General features: G+C 43.2%; 24 protein-coding genes. 10 read left to right on the top strand and 14 right to left on the bottom strand.

All coding sequences use genetic code 11. From position 1 onward, the window contains the following. The first annotated feature begins 94 nt into the window (after nucleotides 1–94). Genes F891_RS09160 through F891_RS09145 form a run of 4 tightly spaced genes read left to right on the top strand, consistent with a single transcriptional unit; the run spans nucleotide 95 to nucleotide 3,829 of the window. Nucleotides 95–601 carry a low molecular weight protein-tyrosine-phosphatase gene (locus F891_RS09160; protein WP_005263278.1) on the top strand — a complete coding sequence of 169 codons (507 nt, stop codon included), beginning with the start codon at nucleotides 95–97 and terminating at the stop codon, nucleotides 599–601. A gap of 3 nt (nucleotides 602–604) precedes the next feature. Next, on the top strand, nucleotides 605–1,645 hold the full coding sequence (gene murB / locus F891_RS09155; RefSeq protein WP_005263277.1) for a UDP-N-acetylmuramate dehydrogenase: 1,041 nt from the start codon (nucleotides 605–607) through the stop codon (nucleotides 1,643–1,645). Nucleotide 1,646: 1 nt separating this feature from the next. After that, on the top strand, nucleotides 1,647–2,786 hold the full coding sequence (locus F891_RS09150) for a YdcF family protein (protein ID WP_005263276.1): 1,140 nt from the start codon (nucleotides 1,647–1,649) through the stop codon (nucleotides 2,784–2,786). Continuing rightward, nucleotides 2,786–3,829 (top strand): alpha/beta hydrolase, encoded by a 1,044-nt coding sequence (locus tag F891_RS09145; protein WP_005263275.1) that lies wholly within the window; start codon nucleotides 2,786–2,788, stop codon nucleotides 3,827–3,829. The genes F891_RS09150 and F891_RS09145 overlap by 1 nt, the downstream gene beginning before the upstream one ends. 69 nt (nucleotides 3,830–3,898) lie before the next feature. On the opposite strand, the gene F891_RS09140 is transcribed toward F891_RS09145, so the two are convergent. Both F891_RS09140 and F891_RS09135 read right to left on the bottom strand, forming a co-directional pair. After that, nucleotides 3,899–5,569 (bottom strand): FMN-binding glutamate synthase family protein, encoded by a 1,671-nt coding sequence (locus F891_RS09140; protein ID WP_004278804.1) that lies wholly within the window; start codon nucleotides 5,567–5,569, stop codon nucleotides 3,899–3,901. 501 nt (nucleotides 5,570–6,070) lie between these two features. Then, nucleotides 6,071–7,078 (bottom strand): helix-turn-helix transcriptional regulator, encoded by a 1,008-nt coding sequence (locus F891_RS09135; protein WP_005263274.1) that lies wholly within the window; start codon nucleotides 7,076–7,078, stop codon nucleotides 6,071–6,073. Between the two features lie 240 nt (nucleotides 7,079–7,318). On the opposite strand from F891_RS09135, the gene F891_RS09130 reads away from it, so the two are divergent. The 6 genes from F891_RS09130 (at nucleotide 7,319) to F891_RS09105 (ending at nucleotide 12,944) form a co-directional block, all read left to right on the top strand. Beyond that, nucleotides 7,319–8,881 (top strand): circularly permuted type 2 ATP-grasp protein, encoded by a 1,563-nt coding sequence (locus F891_RS09130; RefSeq protein WP_005263272.1) that lies wholly within the window; start codon nucleotides 7,319–7,321, stop codon nucleotides 8,879–8,881. Nucleotides 8,882–8,903: 22 nt separating this feature from the next. Further along, the gene (locus F891_RS09125) at nucleotides 8,904–9,506 is read left to right on the top strand and encodes an alpha-E domain-containing protein (RefSeq protein WP_004278801.1); all 603 of its coding nucleotides are present in this window, start codon (nucleotides 8,904–8,906) and stop codon (nucleotides 9,504–9,506) included. Continuing rightward, complete coding sequence (locus F891_RS09120) at nucleotides 9,503–10,282, top strand: transglutaminase family protein (RefSeq protein ID WP_005263270.1); 780 nt, start codon at nucleotides 9,503–9,505, stop codon at nucleotides 10,280–10,282. The genes F891_RS09125 and F891_RS09120 overlap by 4 nt, the downstream gene beginning before the upstream one ends. 13 nt (nucleotides 10,283–10,295) lie before the next feature. Beyond that, on the top strand, nucleotides 10,296–11,030 hold the full coding sequence (locus F891_RS09115; RefSeq protein ID WP_005263267.1) for a proteasome-type protease: 735 nt from the start codon (nucleotides 10,296–10,298) through the stop codon (nucleotides 11,028–11,030). 82 nt (nucleotides 11,031–11,112) lie between these two features. Further along, nucleotides 11,113–11,544, top strand: a complete 432-nt coding sequence (locus F891_RS09110) for a BLUF domain-containing protein (protein ID WP_005263266.1) — start codon at nucleotides 11,113–11,115, stop codon at nucleotides 11,542–11,544. A gap of 95 nt (nucleotides 11,545–11,639) precedes the next feature. Beyond that, on the top strand, nucleotides 11,640–12,944 hold the full coding sequence (locus F891_RS09105; protein WP_005104965.1) for an IS4 family transposase: 1,305 nt from the start codon (nucleotides 11,640–11,642) through the stop codon (nucleotides 12,942–12,944). Between the two features lie 50 nt (nucleotides 12,945–12,994). Here the strand turns inward: F891_RS09105 and alr are convergent, their stop codons facing one another. From alr to ppsA, 12 genes are all read right to left on the bottom strand, one after another. Next, complete coding sequence (alr, locus tag F891_RS09100; RefSeq protein WP_005263263.1) at nucleotides 12,995–14,065, bottom strand: alanine racemase; 1,071 nt, start codon at nucleotides 14,063–14,065, stop codon at nucleotides 12,995–12,997. Nucleotides 14,066–14,114: 49 nt separating this feature from the next. After that, a complete protein-coding gene (gene dnaB / locus F891_RS09095; RefSeq protein WP_005247269.1) occupies nucleotides 14,115–15,557 on the bottom strand; it encodes a replicative DNA helicase in 1,443 nt (480 codons plus the stop codon). A 216-nt stretch (nucleotides 15,558–15,773) separates the two neighbouring features. Further along, a complete protein-coding gene (gene rplI / locus F891_RS09090; protein ID WP_004278793.1) occupies nucleotides 15,774–16,220 on the bottom strand; it encodes a 50S ribosomal protein L9 in 447 nt (148 codons plus the stop codon). A gap of 9 nt (nucleotides 16,221–16,229) precedes the next feature. After that, nucleotides 16,230–16,457 carry a 30S ribosomal protein S18 gene (gene rpsR / locus F891_RS09085; RefSeq protein WP_004278792.1) on the bottom strand — a complete coding sequence of 76 codons (228 nt, stop codon included), beginning with the start codon at nucleotides 16,455–16,457 and terminating at the stop codon, nucleotides 16,230–16,232. A gap of 12 nt (nucleotides 16,458–16,469) precedes the next feature. Beyond that, entirely contained in the window at nucleotides 16,470–16,856 is a 387-nt protein-coding gene (gene rpsF / locus F891_RS09080; protein WP_004278789.1) for a 30S ribosomal protein S6, read from the bottom strand. 438 nt (nucleotides 16,857–17,294) lie between these two features. Continuing rightward, a complete protein-coding gene (gene cyoE, locus F891_RS09075; protein WP_004645412.1) occupies nucleotides 17,295–18,173 on the bottom strand; it encodes a heme o synthase in 879 nt (292 codons plus the stop codon). 10 nt (nucleotides 18,174–18,183) lie between these two features. Next, nucleotides 18,184–18,510: a cytochrome o ubiquinol oxidase subunit IV gene (locus F891_RS09070; RefSeq protein WP_004645410.1), complete on the bottom strand. Its 327-nt coding sequence runs from the start codon at nucleotides 18,508–18,510 to the stop codon at nucleotides 18,184–18,186. Further along, the gene (gene cyoC / locus F891_RS09065; RefSeq protein ID WP_004278786.1) at nucleotides 18,510–19,130 is read right to left on the bottom strand and encodes a cytochrome o ubiquinol oxidase subunit III; all 621 of its coding nucleotides are present in this window, start codon (nucleotides 19,128–19,130) and stop codon (nucleotides 18,510–18,512) included. The genes F891_RS09070 and cyoC overlap by 1 nt, the downstream gene beginning before the upstream one ends. A gap of 4 nt (nucleotides 19,131–19,134) precedes the next feature. Then, a complete protein-coding gene (cyoB, locus tag F891_RS09060; RefSeq protein WP_004278785.1) occupies nucleotides 19,135–21,123 on the bottom strand; it encodes a cytochrome o ubiquinol oxidase subunit I in 1,989 nt (662 codons plus the stop codon). A 3-nt stretch (nucleotides 21,124–21,126) separates the two neighbouring features. Then, on the bottom strand, nucleotides 21,127–22,221 hold the full coding sequence (gene cyoA / locus F891_RS09055) for a ubiquinol oxidase subunit II (protein ID WP_004278784.1): 1,095 nt from the start codon (nucleotides 22,219–22,221) through the stop codon (nucleotides 21,127–21,129). Between the two features lie 298 nt (nucleotides 22,222–22,519). Beyond that, nucleotides 22,520–23,317: an RDD family protein gene (locus tag F891_RS09050; protein WP_004278783.1), complete on the bottom strand. Its 798-nt coding sequence runs from the start codon at nucleotides 23,315–23,317 to the stop codon at nucleotides 22,520–22,522. Nucleotides 23,318–23,736: 419 nt separating this feature from the next. Next, a complete protein-coding gene (gene ppsA, locus F891_RS09045) occupies nucleotides 23,737–26,115 on the bottom strand; it encodes a phosphoenolpyruvate synthase (RefSeq protein WP_004278782.1) in 2,379 nt (792 codons plus the stop codon). Nucleotides 26,116–26,137 lie beyond the last annotated feature (22 nt).

Below are 26,137 nucleotides of genomic sequence, written 5' to 3'. Positions count from 1 at the left end.
AAATACGAGATTATTCTATGCTGCTGATATAGGATTCATTATATAAATAACTTAACATAAGAATCCTTAAAATGAAGTAACTCTGAGGTTGTTTATGTCATCCAGAACGCCATATAAGGTGTTATGTGTTTGTTTGGGAAATATTTGCCGCTCTCCCACGGCAGAAGTTGTACTCAGACATTATTGTGATGAACAGCAACTCAATATTATGGTCGATTCTGCCGGAACCAGTAATTATCATCCGGGCAAGGCACCGGACTTGCGTAGCCAGAAGCATGCACTAAAACGTGGCTATGACCTTTCAGCACTTCGCGCACGTCAACTTATTCCGCATGATTTTATTGATTATGATCTGATTCTGGCGATGGATCTGGAGAATTTATCCAATATCCAGAACATACAGCGTCTGGCAGAAACTCAGTTTGGTCATGTACGTGCACGCGTGGCATTAATGAGTGAACATGATCAGATTTATCCAAAACAGGCCTTACCCGATCCTTATTATGGCGAAGCGGATGGCTTTGAGCGGGTGCTTGATCAATGTGAATCCAGCAGCCAGGCCTGGATTGAGATTTTTAAACAGAATTTACACAAGGTTTAAGCGATGCAGATTCAAACCCAGGTTCAACTTAAACCTTTTAATACCTTAAATTTAGAAGCAGTTGCTTCATACTATGCCCAAATTCAGTCCACTGCTGATTTGCTGGCGGCACTGGATTTTGCTGAACAGCAGCAACTCAATGTACTGATCCTGTCAGGTGGCAGCAATATGTTGTTGCCGGAGCAGATTGATGCACTGGTGCTGCATATGGATATTCAAGGCATTGAAATGCTGGATGCTGATGATCAGTCGCAACGTTTACGTGTAGGCGGCGGACAAGGCTGGCATGACTTCGTGCTCTGGACCACGGCACAAAGTTTATATGGCCTACAGAATCTAGCTTTAATTCCGGGTCGGGTCGGTGCATCGCCAGTACAGAATATTGGCGCTTATGGTGTCGAAGTCGGAGAATTCATCGATTCTGTTGAGGTCTATGACCGACAATTGAAACAGTTTGCTTCGATTCAGGCAGCAGATTGTCAGTTTGCCTACCGGCATAGTATTTTTAAAGATGATCCCAATCGTTATGTGATTACCCATGTGACTTTTAGATTACTTAAGCAGCCAGATTTGAAACTGAATTATGGTGATCTGAAGACTGCGGTCGGTGATCAGCTCACAGCAGAAAACTTGCAGCAACAGGTCATCCAGATTCGCCAGAGTAAATTGCCTGATCCACAAGAATTTCCCAACGTGGGCAGCTTCTTTAAAAACCCGGTGGTTGATCAGGCGGTCTTTGACCAAATTGCTGTATCTTTCCCGAATTTACCCCATTACCAGCAAACGAATGCTCAAGTTAAACTGGCAGCAGGCTGGTTGATTGATCAGGCGGGCTGGAAGGGTAAACAGTTGGGGCCTGTCGGCATGTTTCATAAACAGGCGCTGGTGTTGGTGAATTATGGTCAGGCCTCTCTCACCGATGTCCGTAAAACGTATCGTGCAGTACAACAGTCAGTTTGGGAAAAATTTAGTCTAATGCTGGAGCCTGAACCTGTATTGTTCGATAAAAATGGCTTGATCCGTTCTCATCAGGAAGAGGAATAACATGAAAAACACCCATTGGATGGTACGTTTGCTACAAATTGTCACTGGACTGTTTGTGCTATGCGGCTGTCTACTGGTGTTGGTTTATACGCCTTTTTACTCAAAAATGATCGTCAAGGGCTTAAACCAGTTTGTCTCCTTAGAGCTAAATGAAGTCGCGGCTCAAAGCCAGAAAATGGCTGCACTCAGCGAACATGAAAATCTGGAACCTGGCTCTGATTTGTGGATTGCCCGTCAGGCGTATTTAAAGGTCATGGAACAGGATATCCAGCAAAATAACTCGGCCAACCTCATGTTGATTCAGGCACGTTATAAAGCACTGCAGCAGGTGATTGAAGAATATCAGCGCGAACAGCAAGATCAAAAAGCAGAGCAAAGTCCACCTGCTCAGGTGCCCTTATTGTCCTCACAGGAAGATGCAGAACCAGCCGATCCGACAGCCAATGTCCGGGAATTGCTGGAGTGGGACAGTAGTGAAAATAAGGAACGCATTGAGCAATATATGGAGTTTCTGACGACGCATCCACTTGAGCAGGGTGAAGCCAGTTCGGTACAGGAAACCGATGGAGAGGAAATCCAGCAGGACTTGGCTTTACTACAAGAGCAACAGCAGGCTAAACCGGCGAATAGCTCCCAACCTTATGCCATTGTGGTATTGGGTGGTGGCTTAACCCTAGATGACCAAGGCAAAGAGATCATCGTCAATAACTATACGCGACTACGTCTGGAAACCACGCTGGCAGTAGAAAAACATTATCAGTTGCCGATTGTTCTGAGTGGGGTCGAAGCGCCGTATATGCAGCGCTGGTTAAAAAATCATGGTGTCGATGCCAAATTACTGGAAGATCGCAGCATGAACACCTGTGAAAATACCCGATTCAGTTCATTACTATTACAAAAGAAAGGTGGAGCGCCTACAGTGATTCTGATTACGGATCGTTATCATATGCCGCGTACCCGCCGTTTATTTGCTTTAAATGGCATACAAACCATTCCGGTAGAAGCGCCGATGCCAACGCCATTGACACGATGGCGTCCAAGTGCACAAAATTATGATCACAGTCGTCGTGCCAATTATGAAATGTTGGCGACCATGCGCGACATGTGGTTTGGATCCAGTGACTGTCGGGAGGTGCCATAATGTCTGATATCCCATTTTTAAATCCCACCATTCTGAAACAGCTGGATTTACCCATTCCGAGTCGGGATGTTACGCCTCAACTCTTGCCACCTTTAAACTTGAATCGTAGTGATGAACCGCCGATTGATCTGCAGTCCTATCGCAAGCTTTATGGTTTTGATTTGCTGGATTGCAAACACTGGCAGGGCTATGTACAGATGCCTTTATTCAGGTTGCATGTACAGGTGTTTGAACCGAATCTGGAAAATACCCGCTTTGACAAGATCCAGGGAACCGCTTTTTTGCTGCATGGTTATCTGGAACATAGCGGTATTTATCAGCCCATTGTCAAAGAGCTTTTGGAACAGGGTTTTAGTGTATTGACCTATGATCTGCCTGGACATGGTCTTAGTGATGGTTCACCTGCCAGCATTCAGAATTTTGATCATTATCAGCAGGTTTTACATGCCGTGCATCGTTATGTGCAGCACGCCTCACAACTACCGAAACCTTGGGTTGGCATCGGGCAGAGTACCGGCGGTGCGATCTGGATGCACCATTTACTGGAATTTGCGCAGCGTCGCGAAAATCCTTTTGTGGAACGAGTTCTGCTGTTATCACCATTGATTCGTCCCGCCAAAACTGCTTGGTGGCATAATTCGGTCGGATTGGGCATTATTAGTCGAATCAAACGTGAAGTTCCCCGGCATTTTAGACGTAATAACCATAATCCCGAGTTTTTGCGTTTTATCCGGCTTAAAGATCCATTACAACCGCGAATGATGGGCATGGACTGGATTTTAGCGATGTCACGCTGGATGCTGGAAATGGAAGCGCGTCCGGCTTGTCGTATTCCGGTGTGGCTGGCACAGGGTGCACAGGATCAGACTGTGGACTGGCGTTATAATATCGAATTTATCCGACGTAAATTCCGGCTCCAGACTTTGCTGATGCTGGAAGAAGGTTCGCATCAGTTAATCAATGAGCGTGCTGATATTCGTGCTGCACTCACGGGACTGATTCCTGCCTTTCTGCATGCACATGGCAGCAAAACTTATTATTAATAGAGTGAAAATTGAATATTAAAAAAGGCGTTTGAATTAAACGCCTTTTTTGATTTTAAATGCATCAAATTAAAATTTTTCTAATTGGGCCAAGTTCCACATCCTGAAGTAGAAGTTCTCCTCATCCTTATTTTCACAGGACAATAATTCGCCTTCTTTCAGCCAAAAATGAATCTGCGCAAAGTTTTTTATTTCGTGATTATTCACACGTTGTGCCAGATGATGCGCCTTAATGGCTGAAGGATGTTTCAGACCTGCGGAAGCAATCAGTTCAGACAGAGCATGTAAGGTGTTTTTATGAAAATGAAATACCCGTTCGGCCTTGGTCGGCACATGTAAGGCTTTCTGGCGATCTTTATCCTGGGTCGTGACCCCAACCGGACATTGATTGGTATGACAGCTTTGAGCCTGAATACAGCCCACTGCAAACATAAAGCCCCGGGCCGAGTTGACCCAGTCTGCACCAATGGCAAGCGTACTGGCAATATCGAATGCACTAATTATTTTACCACTTGCACCAATTTTGATCTTATCTCTCAATCCTGCACCAACAAGGGTATTGTGTACAAACAGCAAACCTTCTCTTAAAGGGGCGCCAACATAGTCAATTAATTCAATGGGTGCAGCTCCCGTTCCACCTTCAGAGCCATCAACCACAATAAAATCTGGATAAATCTGGGTATGTAACATGGCTTTGACCATGCTCATAAACTGCCACGGTTGACCCAGACACAGCTTAAATCCGACCGGTTTTCCGTTGGAAAGTTCACGTAATTTTTGTATGAAATGCATCATTTCAATCGGTGTGCTAAATGCCGGATGACTCGAAGGTGACACACAATCATGATCACGGCTTATGCCTCGAATTTGGGCAATTTCTTCCGAAATTTTACTTTTAGGTAAAATACCGCCATGGCCAGGTTTTGCACCTTGCGAAAGCTTGATTTCAATCATCTTCACTTGGGGTAATTTGGCTTGTGCAGCAAAACGTTCCGGATCAAACTGCCCATCTAAAGTACGGCAGCCAAAATAACCACTGCCAATCTCCCAAACCAGATCGCCGCCATATTCCAGATGGTAGGGACTGATACTGCCTTCTCCAGTATCATGGAAAAAATCACCTTTTTTAGCACCGAGATTAAGGGCTCGTATCGCATTGGCACTCATGCTGCCAAAGCTCATGGCTGAAATATTTAAAATAGAAGCTGAAAAGGGCTGAGTACATTGCTCATTTCCAATCAGAATGCGAAAAGTCTGCGGATCGGCAACTTTGCAGGGCGTAATGGAATGACTAACAAAGCGGTAATTATCTTCATAGACATTCAGAATCGAGCCGAAAGGTTTATCTGAATTTTCATTTTTCGCTCGCTGATACACCAGACTGCGTTGCATACGGGAAAAGGGCAGTGCATCGCGGTCGGCTTCAATAAAATACTGACGAATCTCCGGACGGAATTCCTCAAAGATAAAGCGGAAATGTCCCATGATGGGGTAATTTTTCAGAATAGAATGTTTGTTTTGCAGTACATCATACAAACCCAGCAGACTCAGCAGAATGCTCAGGATCCACAGGGTATTCACCAACGTTTGCGGCATAAAATAATAGATATAACGCGGCGAATAACCGATATGAAATGTGGTAAAAATCACTGCAATCAGAATGCAGGCAAACCAGACCGAATGGCGGGAAAAGAAAGTATTGAGCAGCTTGTGACGTACTAATTGAGCAGGGTTAGCCATTGTAAAATTAAGTCCCTATTTCTACTTCTATAGGGCTTTATGATGTGCAGAGCGAGGTATCTTATACAAGCAGAGAATTGTTATTCGATTTTATCCACTTGCCGAAAATGCTATTAAGCCAGGCAATAAATCAGCAGCGATTACAGATAAGTTTTTCGAAAAAAGTCCTATAGAAAAAATCTGCAAAAGACATGCATTCTATTTATTTCACAAGTAAGGCGGATGACTTTATAGTCGGTTTATTCACTTTATAGGAGTCTTAAACCATGACCAAAAAATCCATTCGCTTTAATAATGCTGAGCTGGCTTGCTTATGTCTCAGTCATTTTTAAATATTGATGTTTCATCCAAGCTACATTTTGGGGTGTTAAAGAAAAGTAGCTTGGCACAGCGACAGCTCACTACAACAAGAACAAAAATATAAGCAAAATTCTCCAGTCCCCACTTTGGGGATTTTTTTATTCTGGAATACCTAAAAGAATCTGGATGAAGCCTGTGTGATTAAGGCTTTTCTTCATCCGGCTGATCGACTGCATTGGCTACAATACTCGGTTCAATGTGTTTAATCTTTTTACCAAAGCTACGTAGCCACCAGACCAGTTGCGAGGTAAATGGCACGGTAGCAGTGATCAGCGACATGCCATCTTCCATTTTTTCAATTTTCTGGTCTTTGCTGAGCTGGCTTTCCTCAAAGTAATGTGCATCCGATTCCGACATCCTGAGTTTTAGCGTGACATTTTCAGTAGGGTGGTTGAAGTCCACCCGGAAGCCCAGCGCACCAGAATCAATATACTCATCAATATCGAAATTGACCGGATGCAAGGCACGTGAATTCAGCACGACGGCCGATTTAAAGCGGTGCAGGGCAAAGGTCTGGATATCGGACTTGTCATGACGGGTACACACCAGATAGATGATTGACCCTTTTTGTACCAATGCCAGAGGATTGAGAATATAGGTTTTTTCTTCGCTATTATGACCGCGGCCCTGATACACACATTCCAGCTGTTTGTCCTGTAACAGACCTTCATACACCGCTTGCTGCGCAGCCTTATCTACCACAGGTGGAATCAGGGGTTGGGTAGCCGGAACAATGCGTACGCGGTTAATCCATTGCCGGACATTGTTCTGGGAAGAAAGACTGCGTCGTGCCAGATCAAACCACGGATTCATTTCCTCGATCAGGCTCGGTGGCAGCAGATGTTTTAAATGTTCTTCGACCATCATGAAAGTGACCGCTTGCGAGCTGGTCATATGCGGCAAACTTTGCAGCGGCGCATCTGAACGCCAACGCCAGCCTTGCGGCGTGGTTTTACTGCTTTCAATCGGAAAGCGTTGAGCAATCTGATTCAGGTCGCGCTGAATGGTGCGCAGACTGATATCGATGCCTTCACGATTGAGGATTTCCTGTAATTCACGTGTTCCCATCCATTTGCCGGTAGAAAGACGCGACAAGATTTGCCATTGGCGATATAGACTGTTTGAAGTTTCTTTTTCTTGTGCTGACATAATTTATTTTGCTGGCAATAAAGAAGAGGGGATTTAGGCTTAGCTTAACACAATAAAAAAACTCTCATTTTTTCGCAAGTCCCTCTGTGCAACATTTGTCCTACAATTCTAAAACAACTTGGTCGAAAATGGCATTGAGTTCAAAGGGCATTTATTAGATTAATGGTAATTGAAATACAGATGTCATGGCATGGATATTGCTTTGATTTAATTATAATAGATGATAATACGAGGGTTTGTATGCTTATTAAAGGAAATCAGGATACAAATGTGATTGAAACAATTGATAAATTTAGTTCCCAGAATATTGGAAAAAATTTTATAGACACTAAAACTACAGCGGTATCTACTACAACGAATCCACAACTTTTACTGCAGCAGTTATCTTCAAAGTTCTTTAATGAAATGCAGGATGAACATGTGTTGTCCAGTCAGGCTGGTCACAGACTGGAAGAATGGTTATCACAACATACGCTGGATGAATTGAATGCTTTAAATCAGGTGGCAAAAGAACATTTTTTACATCATGGCATTAGCTTTACGGTTTACGAAGATAAAGAGGGGGTAGAGCGAAGCATTCCTTTCGATATCATTCCACGAGTGATTGACCGCAAACAGTGGAATATGGTGGCTCTGGGGTCGGCACAACGCGTGCGCGCACTGAATCTGTTTTTACATGACATTTATCATCAACAGGATATTTTAAAAGCCAATATTATTCCTGAACTCCAGATTTTGACGCATGAGGCCTATCAGCCGCATATGTATCAACATAGCTTGAAAGGCGGGATTTATAGCCAGATTAGCGGGATCGATGTGATCCGTGATTCCAAGGGCGAGTTTTATGTCTTAGAAGATAATCTCAGAACGCCATCTGGCGTGTCTTATATGCTGGAATGCCGCAAGATCAGTGAAAAACTGATGCCGAAAGTATTCGAGCAGTCCAAGATTGCCGGAATCGAGCAATATCCACAATTATTAAAAGAAATCCTGATCGAAAATGCTTATGTCGACAAGCCATTTGTGGTGGTACTGACCCCAGGACGTTTTAATAGTGCTTACTATGAACATTCTTTCCTTGCAAGAGAGATGGATGTGCCATTAGTAACATCACGTGACCTTTTTGTTGATGACTCGAAGGTTTATGTAAAAACCATACGTGGTCGCCAACGAGTCGATGTTATTTATAGACGGGTCGATGATGCGTTTCTTGATCCCTTATGCTTTAAACCGGATAGCACTTTGGGTGTGGCTGGCTTGATGTCAGCTTATTTGCAAAATAATGTTGTGATTGCCAATGCACCGGGAACCGGTGTGGCAGATGACAAATCGGTTTATCCATATGTCGACAAAATGATTCATTTTTATTTGGGCGAGCAGCCAATTCTAAAAAATGTTCCGACTTATCAATGTCGTAATTCTGAAGAATTAGACTATGTCGTGGCTCATCTGGATCAACTGGTGGTGAAAGAAGCGCAGGGTTCGGGCGGTTATGGCATGCTCATTGGACCACAAGCCTCTAAACAGCAAATTGAAACTTTCAGGGAGAAAATTTTAGCTGCGCCGCATTTATATATTGCGCAGCCAACTTTGGACTTATCGGTTAGTCCGACTTTGACCAATTTTGGTATTGCTGAACGTCATATCGACTTACGCCCATTTGTATTAAGTTCGCCTTATCGTACTGAAATCGTACAGGGTGGCTTGACCCGTGTGGCGATGCAGCCCGGCTCACTGGTGGTGAATTCATCACAAGGTGGCGGTATCAAAGATACCTGGGTAGTCGACAATTTACATTCATAAGATTCCAAAGAAGGAAAATGTCATGGTTTTGCTGAATAGCAATGCACAACATATTTTTTGGTTAGGGCGTTATTTATCTCGCACTCATTTTTTATGTGCGCGCTTTCCATTTTTAGAAGACGAAGCGGCAGTAGCGTATGCCCATGCCTTTTGTTTACCTGCCTTTGATGCCAGTTCCTTAAATGAGCTGGTACTGGATCCTACGCAAGTGGCGTCTTTTAGCCAGCAGTTTAAAGTGGCCAAAGACAATATTCAGGAATTACGTGGTGTATTGTCTGCTTCAGGCTATGCGGAACTGATGAAACTGATCAAAACCGCTGATAAAAATGCCGGTTATATCTGTGAAGTGGTAACGGAATGTGAAGATATTCTGGAAGCAGAATCTTCCGATATCTTTCTGTTTTTCAGTTTAGGGCAATGTGTAGAACAGTTGGATCACCAGTTACGCCTAGGTGAAGAAACCAGTACCACATTGTGCAAGATTGATTATGTGGTCAGAATTCTGGTGGAAATGGGCTGGAATGATCTGGAGCAATACTGGGAGCAGTTGCGTACAGAACCGAACCGGATTCAGTTCTATCAGTTTAGCGACCATATCCATCAACTGTTTGAGGCAGATGTATGAAATTGATGGTGAATCACCAAACGCACTATATGTACACGGCCGAGGTGAGGAACAGTATTCAGTACATTAAAATGATGCCTTCGAGCAATGCGCATCAGCGGGTGCATTCTTGGGATATCAGTGTACCGGGTAATAAAGAAATCCGGAAAGATGCATTTCATAATCTGTGGATGACCTGTAGCCAGCGGGAGCCTTATCATTCCCTGACTATCATGGCACAAGGAATAGTCGAGTTGAATCCTGCGCATCAGAGTGGATTGAATGATTCAATCAATCCCAATCTTTTTCTACAGCCGACCGAATCGACACAATGTAATGCAGCAATGAAAGACTTTGCACAACGTCATGTTCCTGCATTAACCCGTCAGCATTTGATTGGACTGGCACAGGCCTTGCTGGAGCATGTGCCTTATATTTCCAACAGTACTTCAGTGCAAGGCTCTGCAATAGATGCCTTTGAGTCCAGACAGGGCGTCTGTCAGGACCATAGTCATATTTTTATTGCCATGTGCAAATATCTAGGTTTACCTGCCCGCTATGTTTCTGGTTATTTATATGCACAAAATGCTTCGCATCTGGCCAGTCACGCTTGGGCAGAGGTGTTTGTAGACCAGACATGGTATTGTTTTGATGTCAGTAATCTGTTGTTTACTCCAAGTTCGCATGTTTATGTGGCGATTGGACGGGATTATTGGGATGTGGCGCCGGTACGCGGTGTCAGAGAAAAGGGCGGTGTGGAATCCATGCATTCCATCGTTCAAGTGCTAGGATATTAATAAGGACGAATGAATGACGTATTGTTGTGCACTACGTTTAGAGCAAGGTATGCTTTTTATCAGTGATACCCGGACAAATGCCGGAGTAGATCACATTTCTGTATTTCGAAAGTTGTATACCTTTGGTATTCCTGGGGAACGTATGATCGTCATACAGGCATCCGGAAATCTGGCAACAACACAAGCCGTAATTGGGCATATTAAAAATCAGCTCGAACTGAAGCAGGAACCCAATATCTTGAGTCTGCACACCATGTTTGATGTCGCTGAGCTGGTAGGTAGTATACTGAAGAAAGTGATTGCGAATGTTACGAGCGATATTTCGGAACAAAGTAATTATTATTGCAATCTGCTGGTCGGTGGGCAACTTAAAGATCAGGACATGCAGCTTTATCATGTCTATCCACAAGGGAACTTTATCTGTGCCACACGCGATACGCCGTATTTCCAGATTGGCGAAAGTAAATATGGCAAGCCGATCTTGGATCGTGCGCTGACTTATGATATGCCGCTGGATGAAGCTTTGCGCTGTTCCCTGATTTCATTTGCATCAACCTTACGTTCCAATGTATCGGTCGGTATGCCACTTGATGTGCTGGTCTATAAAAAAGACAGTCTGATCATGCCAAGAGGCAAGCGTATTGCTGAAGATGATGAGTATTTCACGTCAATCAGCCGGCAATGGTCAGAGACCTTGAAAAAAGGACTGGCAGAACTTCCGGTTCCCTCTAATGAGTATTTCTTATAATAAACCTATCCGGGTTCAGGTTTTTCGCGTACAGTGTTAACTTCTATGCAGTTCAGCATAATAAAAATAGAGGAGTTAGCGCATGTACCAATTTTGTTACGCCAGTAAAAGTACTTCTCCCAAACCTGACTTACTCGAAGATTTGGCGAATATCCTGAAAGAAGCTCGTGATTTTAATTACCAGCATCAAGTGACAGGTGTACTTTATTTCGCAGATGGTCATTTTTTTCAATGTCTCGAAGGTGAATGTCCCACTTTAAAAAGTCTGCTGGTGGAGCGACTGAATAAAGATCCTCGCCATCAGGACATTAAACTATTTGAAACCAAGGAAATTGAATATCCAAGTTTCCCGGACTGGTCCATGAAATATATTTCCAAACGCAGTCAGATCCAGCAATTCTGTCAGGACATGGGATTTGATGACTTTAATCCTTTTGCTTTTCAGCAAAGCCATGTCGATGCATTATTAATGCAATTATGCATAGAACAGGGCGAAGAACAAAAGTCAGCCTAAAGAAAAAGCCCAACATCGGTTTAATGCCAGTCAGTTAAGCAGACATTAGAAAAATGTAGTAAAAATGAGTGTATGCCAATACGCTCATTTTTTTTATGACTTTATCTGAAAATTTAGATTGCACCCTTCAACATTCTTTGCCTTCACTCAGCCATTTCAGTGAACTCATTGATTTAAACTGGATTAAAGAAAGCCTACATCAAACAGGTAAGGCTTCTATCAGGAGAAGAAAATTACCTGCCGAACATGTGGTATGGCTGGTAATTGGGCTTGCCCTATTTCGAGATCAACCGATCGGGTATGTCGTAGAGCAACTAAAACTTGTGTTTGGTACAACAGAATATTGTGTCCCCAGTGCAGCAGTGCAAGCACGACAACGTTTAGGACGAGAGCCCTTGAATACCTTGTTTTCTCTACTCAGCCAAGCCTGGTTTGAAGAATCCCAACAGCAATACTCAAACTTTCATGGCCTTAGTGTATGTGCTGTTGACGGGGTGGTTTGGTCTATGCCTTATACAGACGAGAATTTTGAACACTTTGGCTCATCTAAGGGTAAAACCGCTGCAGCCCCTTATCCACAAGTGAGAGCAACCTGCCTGGTAAATACCAGCACCCATGAAATCATTGATGCCCAAATAGGTAGCATGGATCAGGGTGAACTTACACTGGCAAATCGATTATGTCCTCCATCGCATAGTATTACCTTGTTTGATCGAGCCTATTTCTCTGCTGATTTCTTGATTGACTGGCAAACACGAGTAGAAGCCAGTCATTGGTTAATGAGAGCAAAAGATAATTTACGCTATGAGATCATTAAACGTAATTCCCCGCATGACTTTCAAATCAAAATGCCTCTTTCAGCTAGAGCCAGGAAGCTAAATCCATCATTAGGAGAATATTGGGAAGCGCGTTTGATTGAAGTTGAGCAGGCAGGGAAAATTAGACGTTATATCACTTCATTAATGGATTCAAAGGCATATCCACTGATAGGCTTGGCGAAGCTTTATGCCCAGCGCTGGGAAATAGAAATGTGTTACCGAGAAATCAAAAGTGATTTACAGGAAGGTAAGCATTTGAGGAGCAAGCAACCTGATTTAATTTATCAAGAATTATGGGGGGTCTTCATTGCCTATAATATTCTAAGAAGACAAATGAAACATATGGCTCAACGTGCAAAAGTCAGTCCTTTGAGAATCAGCTTTCATATTGCCTCTATCAGCATCCTGAATATATTAAGATTTGATTCTTTAGACTCCGCAGGGAATTTACCTAAACATCTAGAAAGTTTACTGGAGAAATCGAGGAGGTATGTTTTGCCTGAGAGAAGGGTTAGAAGTTGCCCACGAGTTGTGAAAGGAAAACCGCAGAAATACCCAAGAAAATGCCAGTCAATTTCTTAACTGACTGGCATTACAACATCGGTTGGGCTTTTTTTATTTTGAGGACTAGATCAGACCATTTTGCGTAGTGGACGATTGCTGAGCCTGCATAATAGTTCATAACCAATCGTGCCATTCGCTTCAGCCACATCATCAACCAGACGGGTTTTACCCCAAAGTTCGACTTCGGTACCTAATTGCACATCTAGTCCTGTCACATCAATAGCAATCATATCCATGGCAACCCGGCCAATCACGCGAGTTTGCTGACCATTGATTGCGACATAGTTCTGTTTAGGGAAAGCACGTGGATAACCATCACCGTAGCCAATTGAAACAATGGCTAGCGTCATGTCTTGATTTGCGGTAAATGTCGAACCATAACCGACATGCTCACCTGCTTGAATATCATTCAAGGCAATAATTTCAGCTGTAAACGTCATGACCGGCTTTAAGTCCAGATCATGCACATCCCGGTCTGAAAAGGGCGTCGCACCGTAGAGCATGATCCCTGGACGCACATAGTCAAAATGCAATTCTGGATATTTATAGATTGCAGCCGAGTTACAGCAAGAGGCTAAAAGTGGGGCGCAGTCATTTTTAATTTCCAGGAATTGACGGATTTGTTCATCATTCAGTGGATGCTCGGCATCGGCATTAGCGAAGTGCATGGCAAGTACACAAGTAAAGCCTTCTGCTTTCAACTGATTGATCACGGTTTTAATCACATCAATCTTAAAACCTAGGCGGTTCATGCCGCTATTCAGTTTGACCCAGACTTTTAGACCTTTGGCGATATAGGCATCTTTATGTGCAATTAACCAGTCGACTTGAGCCTGTTGATGCACAATGACTTCAATATTTTGTTCGATTACGATTGGCATTTCATCTGCAGAAAAAACACCTTCGATAAGCGTGATCGGCTGTAGATAGCCTAATTCACGAATTTCTAAGGCTTCTTGCAGGCAGGCGACACCAAAGGCATCGGTTTCGCTTAAGGCTGCTAAGCAGTCTTTAACTCCGTGTCCATAAGCATTGGCTTTCACCATGCTGACGATTTTCGCGGTTGGGGCAAGTTGTTTGACACGGTTTAAATTATATTGCAGCGCAGCGCTGTCAATATAAACTGTAGCTTGACGCACCCTAAATTACTCCTAGAGGGACGATGGAAATGTGATGACGAGAGCCTGATTACTCTTCGTCATCATACTGAGCATAGAACTCAGGTGAGAGATTACTAAAGCGGGTATATTGACCTTCGAATGCCAGACGCACGGTACCAATCGGGCCATTACGTTGTTTACCGATAATAATTTCGGCGGTGCCAGCTTCCTTGGATTCCTTGTTATAAACCTCATCCCGGTAAATAAACATGATCAAGTCGGCATCCTGCTCAATCGCACCGGATTCACGCAAGTCGGACATCACCGGACGTTTGTTTGGACGGTTTTCCAGCGATCGGTTGAGCTGTGACAGGGCAATTACCGGACATTGCATTTCCTTCGCTAAAGCTTTTAAGCTTCGGGAGATTTCCGAGATCTCGCCGACACGGTTATCGCCCATACCGGGTACTTTCATCAGCTGCAAGTAATCGACCATGATACAGCCCAGCTTTCCGCCATGCATTTTGGCAATACGACGCGCACGGGCACGTAATTCTGTTGGTGGTAGCGCAGAAGAATCATCGATATACAGATTTTTTTCTTGTAAATGCACAATGGTACTGGTGACTTTTGACCATTCATCACTGTCCATTTTACCAGAACGTAAATGCCCCTGATGCACGCGACCAAATGAGGAAATCAAACGCATGGCGATCGAGTCGGCGGGCATCTCCATTGAATAGACCAGAGCAGGCAGATTATTATTGAATAAGACACTTTCGACCAGATTCATGGCAAAGGTGGTTTTACCCATGGATGGACGCGCCGCAACAATAATCAGGTCGCCGGATTGCATGCCGGAAGTTTTGTTATCCAGTTCCACAAAACCAGTGGTTAAACCGGTAATGCTGCCTTCCATTTGCGACAGTTCATTTAATTTGTCGAATACGTCCGCGACCACCGAGTTGATCGGCTTAGGCCCTTGCGCTTTGGCATTGTTATTATGCTGTTCGGCAATCGAGAAAATATTGGTCTCAGCCAGATCCAGAATTTCACTGACAGTACGGCCTTTGGTGTCATAGGCATTTTGTAAAATTTCAGAGCTGACTTTAATCATACTACGCAGGGTAGAGAATTCTTTAATTTTGCCTGCATAAGTTTCCAGGTTATAGAAACTCGATGGCGAATCTGCCATTAACTGCATCAGATATTCTTCGCCACCAATTGCATCGAGCAAGTTTTGTTTGATGAGCCAGTCATGCACCAGAACCGCATCATAAGGCGAGTTTTCTTTAGAGAGCTGCTCAATGGCACGGAAGATATATTTGTGTCGGGTGGCATAAAAATCATTTTCGGTCAGCACATCACCGACCTGCTCAAAAGATTCAGCCACAGTCATAAGGGCAGCAAGTACAGCCTGTTCAATTGCTAAATTGTGAGGTGGAGTACGGAACTCCTTGAGATTGCTATTTTCAGTAACAATTTCCGGTTTAGCAGTAGCTACCTTTTTGCTGGCATTCGCCTGTGACATATAAATCCCTGATTTTAAATACAATGGTTAAATATCGTCGGAGATGAATAGCGTTTATTCACTACGAGATGAAATGATACGCGCTCTGATCAAAAATGCGAAGTGCAATTTTTTGTAAACACGAATAATAAAATGAATTTGACAGTGTTGGCTAGATTATATTTTTTAGAGATAAAAAAAGAGCATGCTTTCGCATGCTCTTTTTGAGGCGAGAAATTACTCAGCTACGATAGTAACTAGAACTTCTGCAGTAACATCATGGTGCAATTGGATTGCGATGTTAAATTCGCCAGTGTGACGAAGCGCGCCATTTGGAAGACGTACTTCAGCACGGTCTACTTCTAGACCAGCATTTGTCAACGCGTCAGCGATGTCACGAGTACCGATAGAACCGAATAGTTTACCTTCATCACCAGCTTTCGCAGTGATAACGATGTTCACTTCGTTCAATTGGTCAGCACGTGCTTGAGCAGCAGCCAAGATAGCAGCTTCTTCTTTCTCAAGTTCAGCACGACGAGCTTCAAAAGCAGCAGTGTTTGCTTCAGTTGCAGCAACAGCCTTACCTTGAGGGATAAGGAAGTTACGGCCGTAACCAGCTTTAACTGAAACTTTATCGCCTAGTTTACCTAGGTTTTTAATGCGTTGTAATAAGATAATATCCACAGCTCAACCTCACTTATGATTGTCAGTGTAAGGGATCAAAGACAAGTAGCGAGCTTGTTTGATAGCTAACGCTAATTGACGTTGGTAACGAGCTTTAGTACCTGTAATACGGCTAGGAACAATCTTGCCGTTTTCAGTAATGTACTGTTTTAAAGTGTCGATATCTTTGTAGTCGATGTACGTAACGTTCTCAGCTGTAAAGCGGCAGAACTTGCGACGACGGTAAAAACGTGCCATGTTATGTTCTCCTTAAGCTTCAGCAGAGTCTTGAGCGTGTTGTGCTTCTTCACGTTGAGCTTTACGCGCACGTTTTTCTTCAGCACTCTTCGCCAATAGTGACTCTTCAGTGATAGCGTTTTCACGACGAATGATAAGGCTACGAATGATTGCGTCGTTATAACGGAACAATTCTTCAAGCTCATCAAGAGTAGTTTGACCACACTCAACATTCATAAGAATGTAGTGAGCTTTGTGGATCTTGTTGATTGGGTAAGCCAATTGACGACGGCCCCAGTCTTCAAGACGGTGAATTTGACCTTCAGCTTCTTTGATGTGAGTTAGGTAGCGTTCTACCATACCAACTACTTGATCGCTTTGATCAGGGTGTACTAAAAGTACGATTTCGTAATGACGCATTGTCAGCTCCTTACGGTTTGGACAGCCCCAATTTAAGTAAATTGAAGCAAGGAGTCACAACCAAAGTTGTGTCGCAGTGTTTGCGAAGGGGGAATTGTAGTGATCTTTAGGGATAATTTCAACCAAATAAGACATTTTTGCGAAATTATCTCTATAACCAGATCGATCATCAGAACCTGACTTTGGCTTTAAGCAAATTTGGACTGGTTAAATTCAGCACATGTATTGTTGCGAAGATCAAGCTTTACTTATCAGGCCAGAAAATCTAGAAAACTGAAGGATCGGAGTCTGGAATCAGAAAGATTGAATTTTCTAAGCGATCAGGAAGATCGAGGTTTAGCTTTATAAAGCCGAATTTTTGATTCTGCTCTACAACTATTGGAAGTAGGGGATTAAGAGAAATCAAAATAAAAAAAGATAGAGACTAACTCTATCTTTTTAAAAAAATACAATCTGTGTAGATGGCGCAGTTGAGGTAAAGCTAAAGATAATACTAATGACAGTAATCAGGATCACCGAGAACAAGAAATATTTCTTTGCCCAAAGTTGATCATTTTCAGCTTTAAATCCAATGACACCGATATACAACCAGTAAATGCACAGTAAGTTTAAAATCACTGCATAGAACCAGTTGGCATAACCAAAGACAAATAACGCATTCATGGTCAGCGTGAATAACACCACATAAACCAGTGATTCAATCTTGGTACGATGAATCGAACGTGCCACAGGCAAGATCGGAATGCCTGCATTTTTGTAATCATCAAAACGGTAAATCGCAATCGCCCATGAGTGAGGCATTTGCCATAGCGCATAACCTAAAAAGATCAGTAACGCACCGAGGTCAAATTGATTGGCCACTGCGGTATAACCAATGACAGGCGGAGCTGCACCAGAAATACTGCCTACAACAGTTTGATGAATTGTGGTTCGTTTTGTCCATAGGCTGTAGAAACCAACATATACGACAAAACCAATCACCGCGAATAAGAAAGCGTACGCATTTACCCAGAACCATAAAAGACTAAAACCAGCGATGCCTAATACCAGGGCAAAGGCCAAGGCAACAGGTTCGGAAATGGTTTTGGTGACCAGAGCACGGTTTTGGGTGCGCTGCATTTTTTGGTCGATGTCCTGGTCAATCACGTTGTTGACCACACATCCTGATGCTACGACAAGCGTAGTACCGAGAAGGGTAATAAGCAGGAGAAGGAAATCTACAGAACCTTGGGTGGCTACGAAGTAGCCACCCAAAGTGGTAACAAAGTTACCGAAGAGAATTCCTGGCTTAGTCAGGAATAAATACTTTTTCAGCATGACGACCAGTTTAGATCATCATGTTGTAGTGTAGGTAATTCATGATCCATACAGAACCCACTAAAAGAATAGCGATAGTTAAGATGGTATACACGAATGCAATCACGTTCCAGCGTTGCTCTGAAGAAGAGTTCATATGCAGGAAGTAAATTAACTGCACAAGAATCTGAGCAACCGCAGTAATCGCGATGACAGTAATCAAGATACCACGGCCAAAACCGCCTGCCATCACCATACCGAATGGAATTACGGTAAGGATGACAGAAAGGATGAAGCCAACAGTATATTGCTTAACGTTACCGTGTGATTCGCCAGCAGCGTTATGATCGTGACTCATTACAGAACTCCCATCAAGTAAACTACGCTGAATACACAGATCCAAACGATGTCAAGGAAGTGCCAGAACAAGCTTAGGCAAGCTAGACGACGCGTGTTTGCAAGAGTCAAACCATATTTCTTGATTTGAACCATAAGCACGATCATCCAGACCAGACCAGAAGTTACGTGAATACCGTGCGTACCTACCAAAGTAAAGAACGCAGATAAGAACGCACTTGTGCTTGGACCGTGACCAGCATGAACTAGGTGATTGAACTCATATAGTTCCATGCCGATGAAGATAGCACCGAATACCCAAGTAATCGCTAACCAAGTTAGTACTTTTGCAACGTCTTTTTTGTATGCAGCAAGAACTGCAAAACCAAAGGTTACAGAAGAGATCAAGAGGGCGAAGGTTTCAGTAAGAACGAAACCTAAAGAGTCGCCAAACAGGTCTCTCGCACTTGGAGTACCCACAGGAATGTGGCTACTCAAAACAGCGAACGCAATGAAGAGTGTACCGAACAGGACAAGGTCACTCATCAAGTAAGTCCAGAAACCAAAGACGGTGATGTCAGTATCATCGTGATGATGATGCTCATCGTGTCCGTGGTTATCGTGATGAAGTACTTCAGCCATTGTCTTAGTCCTTCTTCAAGTGTTTTTCAAGAATCGCATAGCGTTCGTTTTCAATACGTTCAACTTCAGCAGCTGGAACATAGTAATCCACTTTCTTGGTGAAAGAAGACACGATGAAGCTAATGATAGAAGCAATGAACGTAACAACTACTAACCACCAGATGTGCCAGATTAAACCGAAGCCCATAACAGTGATGAACATCGCGATAACGAAACCGGCAGCACGGTTAGTCGGCATGTGGATATCTTCGTACTTCGTTGGTTTTGCATACGCAACACCATTTTCTTTCTCGATCCAGAAAGTATCAATACCATTGATCTTTGGAAGATGAGCAAAGTTATAGAACGGAGCAGGAGAAGATGTCGCCCATTCAAGGGTACGACCATCCCATGGATCGCCAGTCAAATCTAGACGTTGGTCACGTTGTAGGAAACCAACCACGATTTGCATGATGAAACATAGAATACCTAGTGCAACCAGAACCGCACCAAACATCGCGATATCTACATACGGGTCCCATTCTGGGTTGTCAAATGTATTCAAACGACGTGTCATACCCATGAAACCAAGGATATAAAGTGGCATGAATGCAAAATAGAAACCGAAGAACCAGAACCAGAACGCTGCTTTACCCCAAGTCTCATTCAGTCTCCAACCGAACATTTTCGGCCAGTAGAAGATGATACCTGCGAACATACCGAATACCACACCACCAATAATTACGTTATGGAAGTGAGCAATCAGGAATAAAGAGTTGTGTACCAGGAAGTCCGCTGGTGGAACTGCCATCAATACACCTGTTAAACCACCGATACCGAAAGTTACCAGGAAGCCTAGTGTCCATAGCATTGGAGTGGTGAAAACAATACGACCCTTGTACATGGTGAACAACCAAGAGAAGATCTTCACACCTGTAGGAATCGCAATAATCATGGTCATGATACCGAAGAACGCGTTAACGTTGGCACCTGCACCCATGGTAAAGAAGTGGTGAACCCATACAACGAATGACAATACTGTGATTGCTACTGTTGCATACACCATTGATTTGTAACCGAACAATGCTTTGCGCGAGAAAGTCGCAACAACTTCTGAGTAAATACCAAATGCTGGTAAAATCAGAATGTATACTTCTGGGTGACCCCAAGTCCAAATCAAGTTCACGTACAACATTGGACTACCGCCCAAGTCATTGGTGAAGAAGTGGAAACCAAAGTAACGGTCAAGCGTTAACATTGCAATTGTTGCAGTCAACACTGGGAACGCCGCAATAATCAATACTGCTGTACATAAAGATGTCCAGGTAAAGATTGGCATTTCCATAAGTTTCATGCCAGGCGCACGCATTTTGATGATGGTAACGAAGAAGTTAACACCCGTTAATAGCGTACCTAGACCTGAAATTTGCAGTGCCCAGATATAGTAGTCCATACCTACGCCTGGAGAGTATTCGATACCAGACAGTGGAGGGTATGCCATCCAACCTGTTGCAGCGAATTCACCTAACGCAAGTGAAACCATCATCAGACCCGCAGCGCCGGCGAATAACCAGAAGCTTAAAGAGTTCAATAATGGGAATGCAACGTCACGTGCACCGATTTGAAGCGGTACAGAGATGTTCATTAAACCAACTACAAGACCCATTGCCACGAAGAAGATCATGATCACGCCATGCGCGGTAAAGATCTGGTCGTAATGCTCAGGGTGTAGATAACCTTCGCCGCCACCTTTTGCAAGGAACTGCTGAAGACGCATCATGATCGCATCGGCGAAACCACGCAGAAGCATGATCACAGATACGAAGATATACATGATACCAATTTTTTTATGGTCTACAGATGTGAACCATTCGTTCCACAGGTAGCCCCATTTTTTGAAGTAGGTAATACCAGCAAAAACTGCGATACCACCCAGGATCATCATTGCAACAGTTGCCAATACGATTGGATCGTAAGGAATTGCATCTGGACCTAACTTACCTAAGAAGCTCATGTCTTATTCTCCTTGAGAAGCAGTCGCATGTTCACCAGCTACATGAGCTTCAGAAGCAGCCGCTTCGTGAGCAACAGCATCAGTCGCTGCAGCTTCTACAGGAGCTGAATGATCAGCACCGTGATAGTTACTCATATACTTGTGAATCACAGATTCAAACAAACCTTGCTCTACAGAAGAGTAGTAAGTCACAGGATGTGGCTTAGTAGGGTAAGGCTTCATTGCTTCAGCAGCAGCCTTCTCTTCAGGAGTTTCAGCTTTTGCAATAATCGCTTCGATCTGGTGTTTACCACGGTTGCCGTCACGTAAAGTTGCAAATTCAGCTTGGTCTAGAACAGTTTTTTGTACTGCATTAGGGTTAACTGAAGTACCGTTTCCTGCCTGAACAGCAGAAATCCATTCAGCGAATTGAGCATCAGTCACAGAATGTGCACGGAAGCGCATTTGTGAGAAGCCATAGCCTGAATAGTTTGAAGAGAAACCACGATAACCTTCAGCTGGACTAGTTTCATCAGCTAAGAAGTTAAGGTGAGTTTGCATACCTGCCATTGCATAAATCTGACCACTTAACGCCGGGATGAAGAACGAGTTCATCGTGAAGTTAGAGGTTAAACGAAGGCTTACCGGAGTTTGCTCTGGGAAACGTAATTCGTTAACAGTTGCAATGCCTTGCTCAGGATAGATGAAGATCCATTTAAATTGCTCAGCAATAACCTGAACAGTTAAAGGTGCTTTATCTGCTTCAATTGGACGGTATGGGTCATACTTGTGGGAACCCCACCAAGTTAACCAAGCTAAAATACCAATAATAATGACAGGGATACCCCATACCACAATTTCAATCGCAGTAGAGTGTGCCCATGTAGGTTTATAGTCTGCGTCTTTATTCGATGCACGATATTTCCAACCGAACCATAATGCCATGATGATTGATGGAATAACCACCAAAAGCATTAAGTAAATCGCAGTCATCATCAGGTTACTTTGACCTGCTGCAACTGGACCTTTAGAGTTCAGAAGTACCATATCACCACCACACCCGGTCAAGAGTGCAGTCATCGCAGATAAAGACAATACAGCTAAAATCGTTTGTCTCATTTTACAACCTCGGTGAAGAGTCCCATTCCCTAATTTAATATGGGATAGCGATTAAAGTGCACATGACAAAAAAGGCTGAATTTTACAAAACATCCTATTAATCACAATACACCGCTACGTTGTAGGGCATTATGCCTGAGATTCACGAACTAAGCTATATCTAGGGCGCTTTAAATGCCTGTAATAAAAACCGATTTTGCTGGTCTGGATTGGGGAGGATTTATGGGAATTTTATTTCAATTTCAAAGTTCTGTAATCAAAATGGGATGATATTCATCCCATTTTGTGTATTCCTGCACTATTGTTTCACAACTTGCGTTTTTGCGAGTTTATCGTGCAAGGTTTGACGTTTTTTGCCCAATCCGAAGGCCCAGTCAATAATTAAACTCAGTGGCATAAATACAATATTTAAAAATATGAAAAATACGCTACGAATAGTAAAGGCGCGCAACAGGCTGGTCTTTTCACCTGATTCTACATCTACAATTTTGATTTTCGTGAGCTTTTTACCAATACTTTGGCCTGATTTGGCAATCAGAAAGGCTTGAATGGCCAGCATGATAATCAAATAGACCGCTGTGGCAAGCCACGCCTGCTGAGAAAACATCTCAAACATTTGAGTCTGTAATTGCTGAGCCATTGCAGGATCTGCATCGCTACTCAGCACAACATTCATGAATTCTTCATTCAGTTGAGCAAACCGGGTTTCCTGTTCAGGCGTAAAAAAAGCAGTCAAAATGAAGGTTGCTGGTAGCCACAGTAATACGTCTACAATTTTGGCCAGGATACGGCTTGGAATACTGGCAAGTTCATTTTTTTGAGTTGCTGTTTGAGTATGAGGCTGTGAGTAGGCCGAAGTCGTTGGTTGGCTATTCTGGAATACCGGCGTTTCAGGTGTGACTGCTGGAGCGACATAACCTTCGGGTTGATATACCGATTTTCCTTGGGTAAGTTCACCTAAGGCTTTCCACTCGGTCATGCCTTGATGCCATGCCAGGTCAGTCAGCATGACTTGTTGATTCGCCAGCATCTGATTCAATTGCTCGAGCGTATATGGACCAGCTTGTTGATTGTTTCGTGCCAAGTAAATCTGCATATAGACTGAATCTCAATATATAAATGTGAACTGATAATAGCTTTGAACAAGATTGTATTGAATTCTGTTTTGAAAACAAACATTCTCTCATCGTAAGATATAGATTAATTAAGGATTTTCAATCATATTTCTTATTAAAAATGCGCCCATACAAAATTGCAAGGATCACCATTCTTAAAAATATCTTCCCGAACATCCAATGGTTATTCATTATTATTGCCATTTTGATATGACTTTACTGTTGGTATTTGTTTGTCATTACAGTTTTCATGTGTTGATAAGCTTTTTTTTAATTATTTTTATAAATTCAATTGTTTAGCTTGTGATTGGGACTTTAGTTATTAATTTTCAAACAATAAATCATAATAGCTGTCTCATAAAAAAGACCCTATCAAAGGGTCTTTTTTATTCAAAATTGCTTATGCTTTTTGCACTTTTTCTTCAGCCAAGAAGAACCAAGTTTCAAGTACCGAGTCTGGGTTTAAAGATACAGAGTCGATACCTTGTTCCATTAACCATTGTGCAAGATCTGGGTGATCAGAAGGACCTTGACCACAAATGCCTACATATTTGCCAGCTTTACGGCATGCTTGAATTGCAAGAGAAAGCAACGCTTTAACCGCAGGGTCGCGCTCATCAAATAGGTGAGAGACAATACCAGAGTCACGGTCAAGACCAAGTGTTAATTGTGTCAAGTCGTTTGAACCAATAGAGAAACCATCGAAATGTTCAAGGAACTGATCTGCCAATAAAGCATTGGTTGGAAGTTCACACATCATGATCACTTTAAGGCCATTTTCACCGCGCTTAAGACCATTTAATGCAAGAAGTTCAATGACACGTTTCGCTTCAGCAACAGTACGAACAAATGGAATCATGATCTGGATATTGGTTAAACCCATTTCATCACGTGCCTTTTTCAATGCACGACATTCAAGTTCGAAACAATCACGGAAGTTATCAGAAACGTAGCGACTTGCACCACGGAAACCTAGCATCGGGTTTTCTTCTTCTGGCTCGTATAACTTACCACCGATCAAGTTTGCATATTCGTTAGACTTAAAGTCTGACATACGAACAATGACTGGCTTGTCTGCAAATGCAGCAGCAAGTGTCGAGATCCCTTCAACCAGTTTCTCTACATAGAATTCGATTGGAGATGCATAACCTGCAGTACGCGCCATGACTGCTGCACGTGTTTCACGTGGAAGGCTGTCAATATTGATCAATGCTTTCGGGTGAACACCAATCATACGGTTAATAATGAATTCAAGACGCGCCAGACCAATACCTGCGTTTGGAATTTGAGCAAAGTCAAATGCACGGTCCGGGTTACCCACGTTCATCATGACTTTAAATGGAAGAGCAGGCATAGACTCAATTGAATTCTTTTGAATTTCAAAATCTAGTGCGCCTTCATAGATAAAGCCAGTATCACCTTCGGCACAAGACACAGTCACTTCCTGACCGTCTACAAGAACTTCAGTTGCATTACCACAACCAACGATTGCAGGAACACCAAGCTCACGTGCAATGATTGCAGCGTGACAAGTACGACCACCACGGTTTGTTACAATCGCAGCTGCACGTTTCATGACTGGTTCCCAATCCGGGTCAGTCATATCAGATACAAGAACATCACCATCTTGTACTTTGTCCATTTCTTTAATAGACGTTACGATGCGGACTTTACCAGAACCAATGCGTTGACCGATTGAACGACCTTCACAAATTACAGTGCCACGTTGTTTCAACAGGTAGCGTTCCATGGTGCCGACATTTTCACGGCTTTTTACAGTTTCAGGACGCGCCTGAACGATATAAATCTTGCCATCATCGCCATCTTTTGCCCACTCGATGTCCATTGGTGCACCGTAGTGGTTTTCAATGATCAGCGCTTGTTTAGCAAGTTCTTGTAATTCCTGGTCGTTTAAAGCGAACTGTTGGCGTTCAGCTTTTTCCACATCCACGACAACGACAGATTTACCTGCAGATGCTTCTTCACCATAAATCATTTTCTGGTGCTTAGAACCCAGGTTGCGACGAAGGATCGCGTGTCGGCCTGCATTTAAAAGCGGTTTAGAAATATAGAATTCGTCCGGGTTAACTGCACCTTGAACGACCATTTCACCCAAACCATAAGATGCAGTAATGAATACTGCATCACGGAAGCCTGATTCAGTATCTAGCGTAAACATCACACCTGCAGCGCCAGTTTCTGAACGAACCATGCGTTGTACACCAGCAGACAGCGCAACTACATCATGGGCAAAGTTTTGGTGTACACGGTAAGAGATGGCGCGGTCGTTGTACAAAGATGCAAATACTTCTTTGATTGCGATCAGAACGTTATCAATACCACGAATGTTCAGGAAAGTTTCTTGCTGGCCGGCAAAAGAAGCATCCGGCAAATCTTCTGCGGTTGCAGAAGAACGAACGGCAACCGCGATGTCAGGGTTGCCGTTAGAAAGTTCTGCAAATGCTGTACGAACTTCTTGTTCTAATGCAGGCGTAAGTGGAGTATCCACAATCCATTGACGAATTTTTGCGCCAGTTTCAGCAAGTGCATTTACATCATCAACATTGAGTGCAGCAAGCTCTGCATTGATTTTAGCGTTTAGGCCACTTTGCTCGAGAAATTCACGGTAGGCATCGGCAGTCGTTGCGAAACCACCTGGCACAGATACACCAGCATTTGATAAGTGGCTGATCATTTCGCCTAGTGATGAGTTTTTCCCACCGACCAGCTCAACGTCGTGCTTCCCTAATTTTTCCAGACCAATTACGCGCGCTTCCAAAGTTGTTACTCCACTTTTGCAG

The organism is Acinetobacter sp. CIP 101966 (genome assembly GCF_000369725.1).
In the GTDB taxonomy this organism is placed as follows: Bacteria; Pseudomonadota; Gammaproteobacteria; order Pseudomonadales; family Moraxellaceae; genus Acinetobacter; species Acinetobacter lwoffii_Q.
This window is presented reverse-complemented; position numbering and strand designations above follow the sequence as displayed.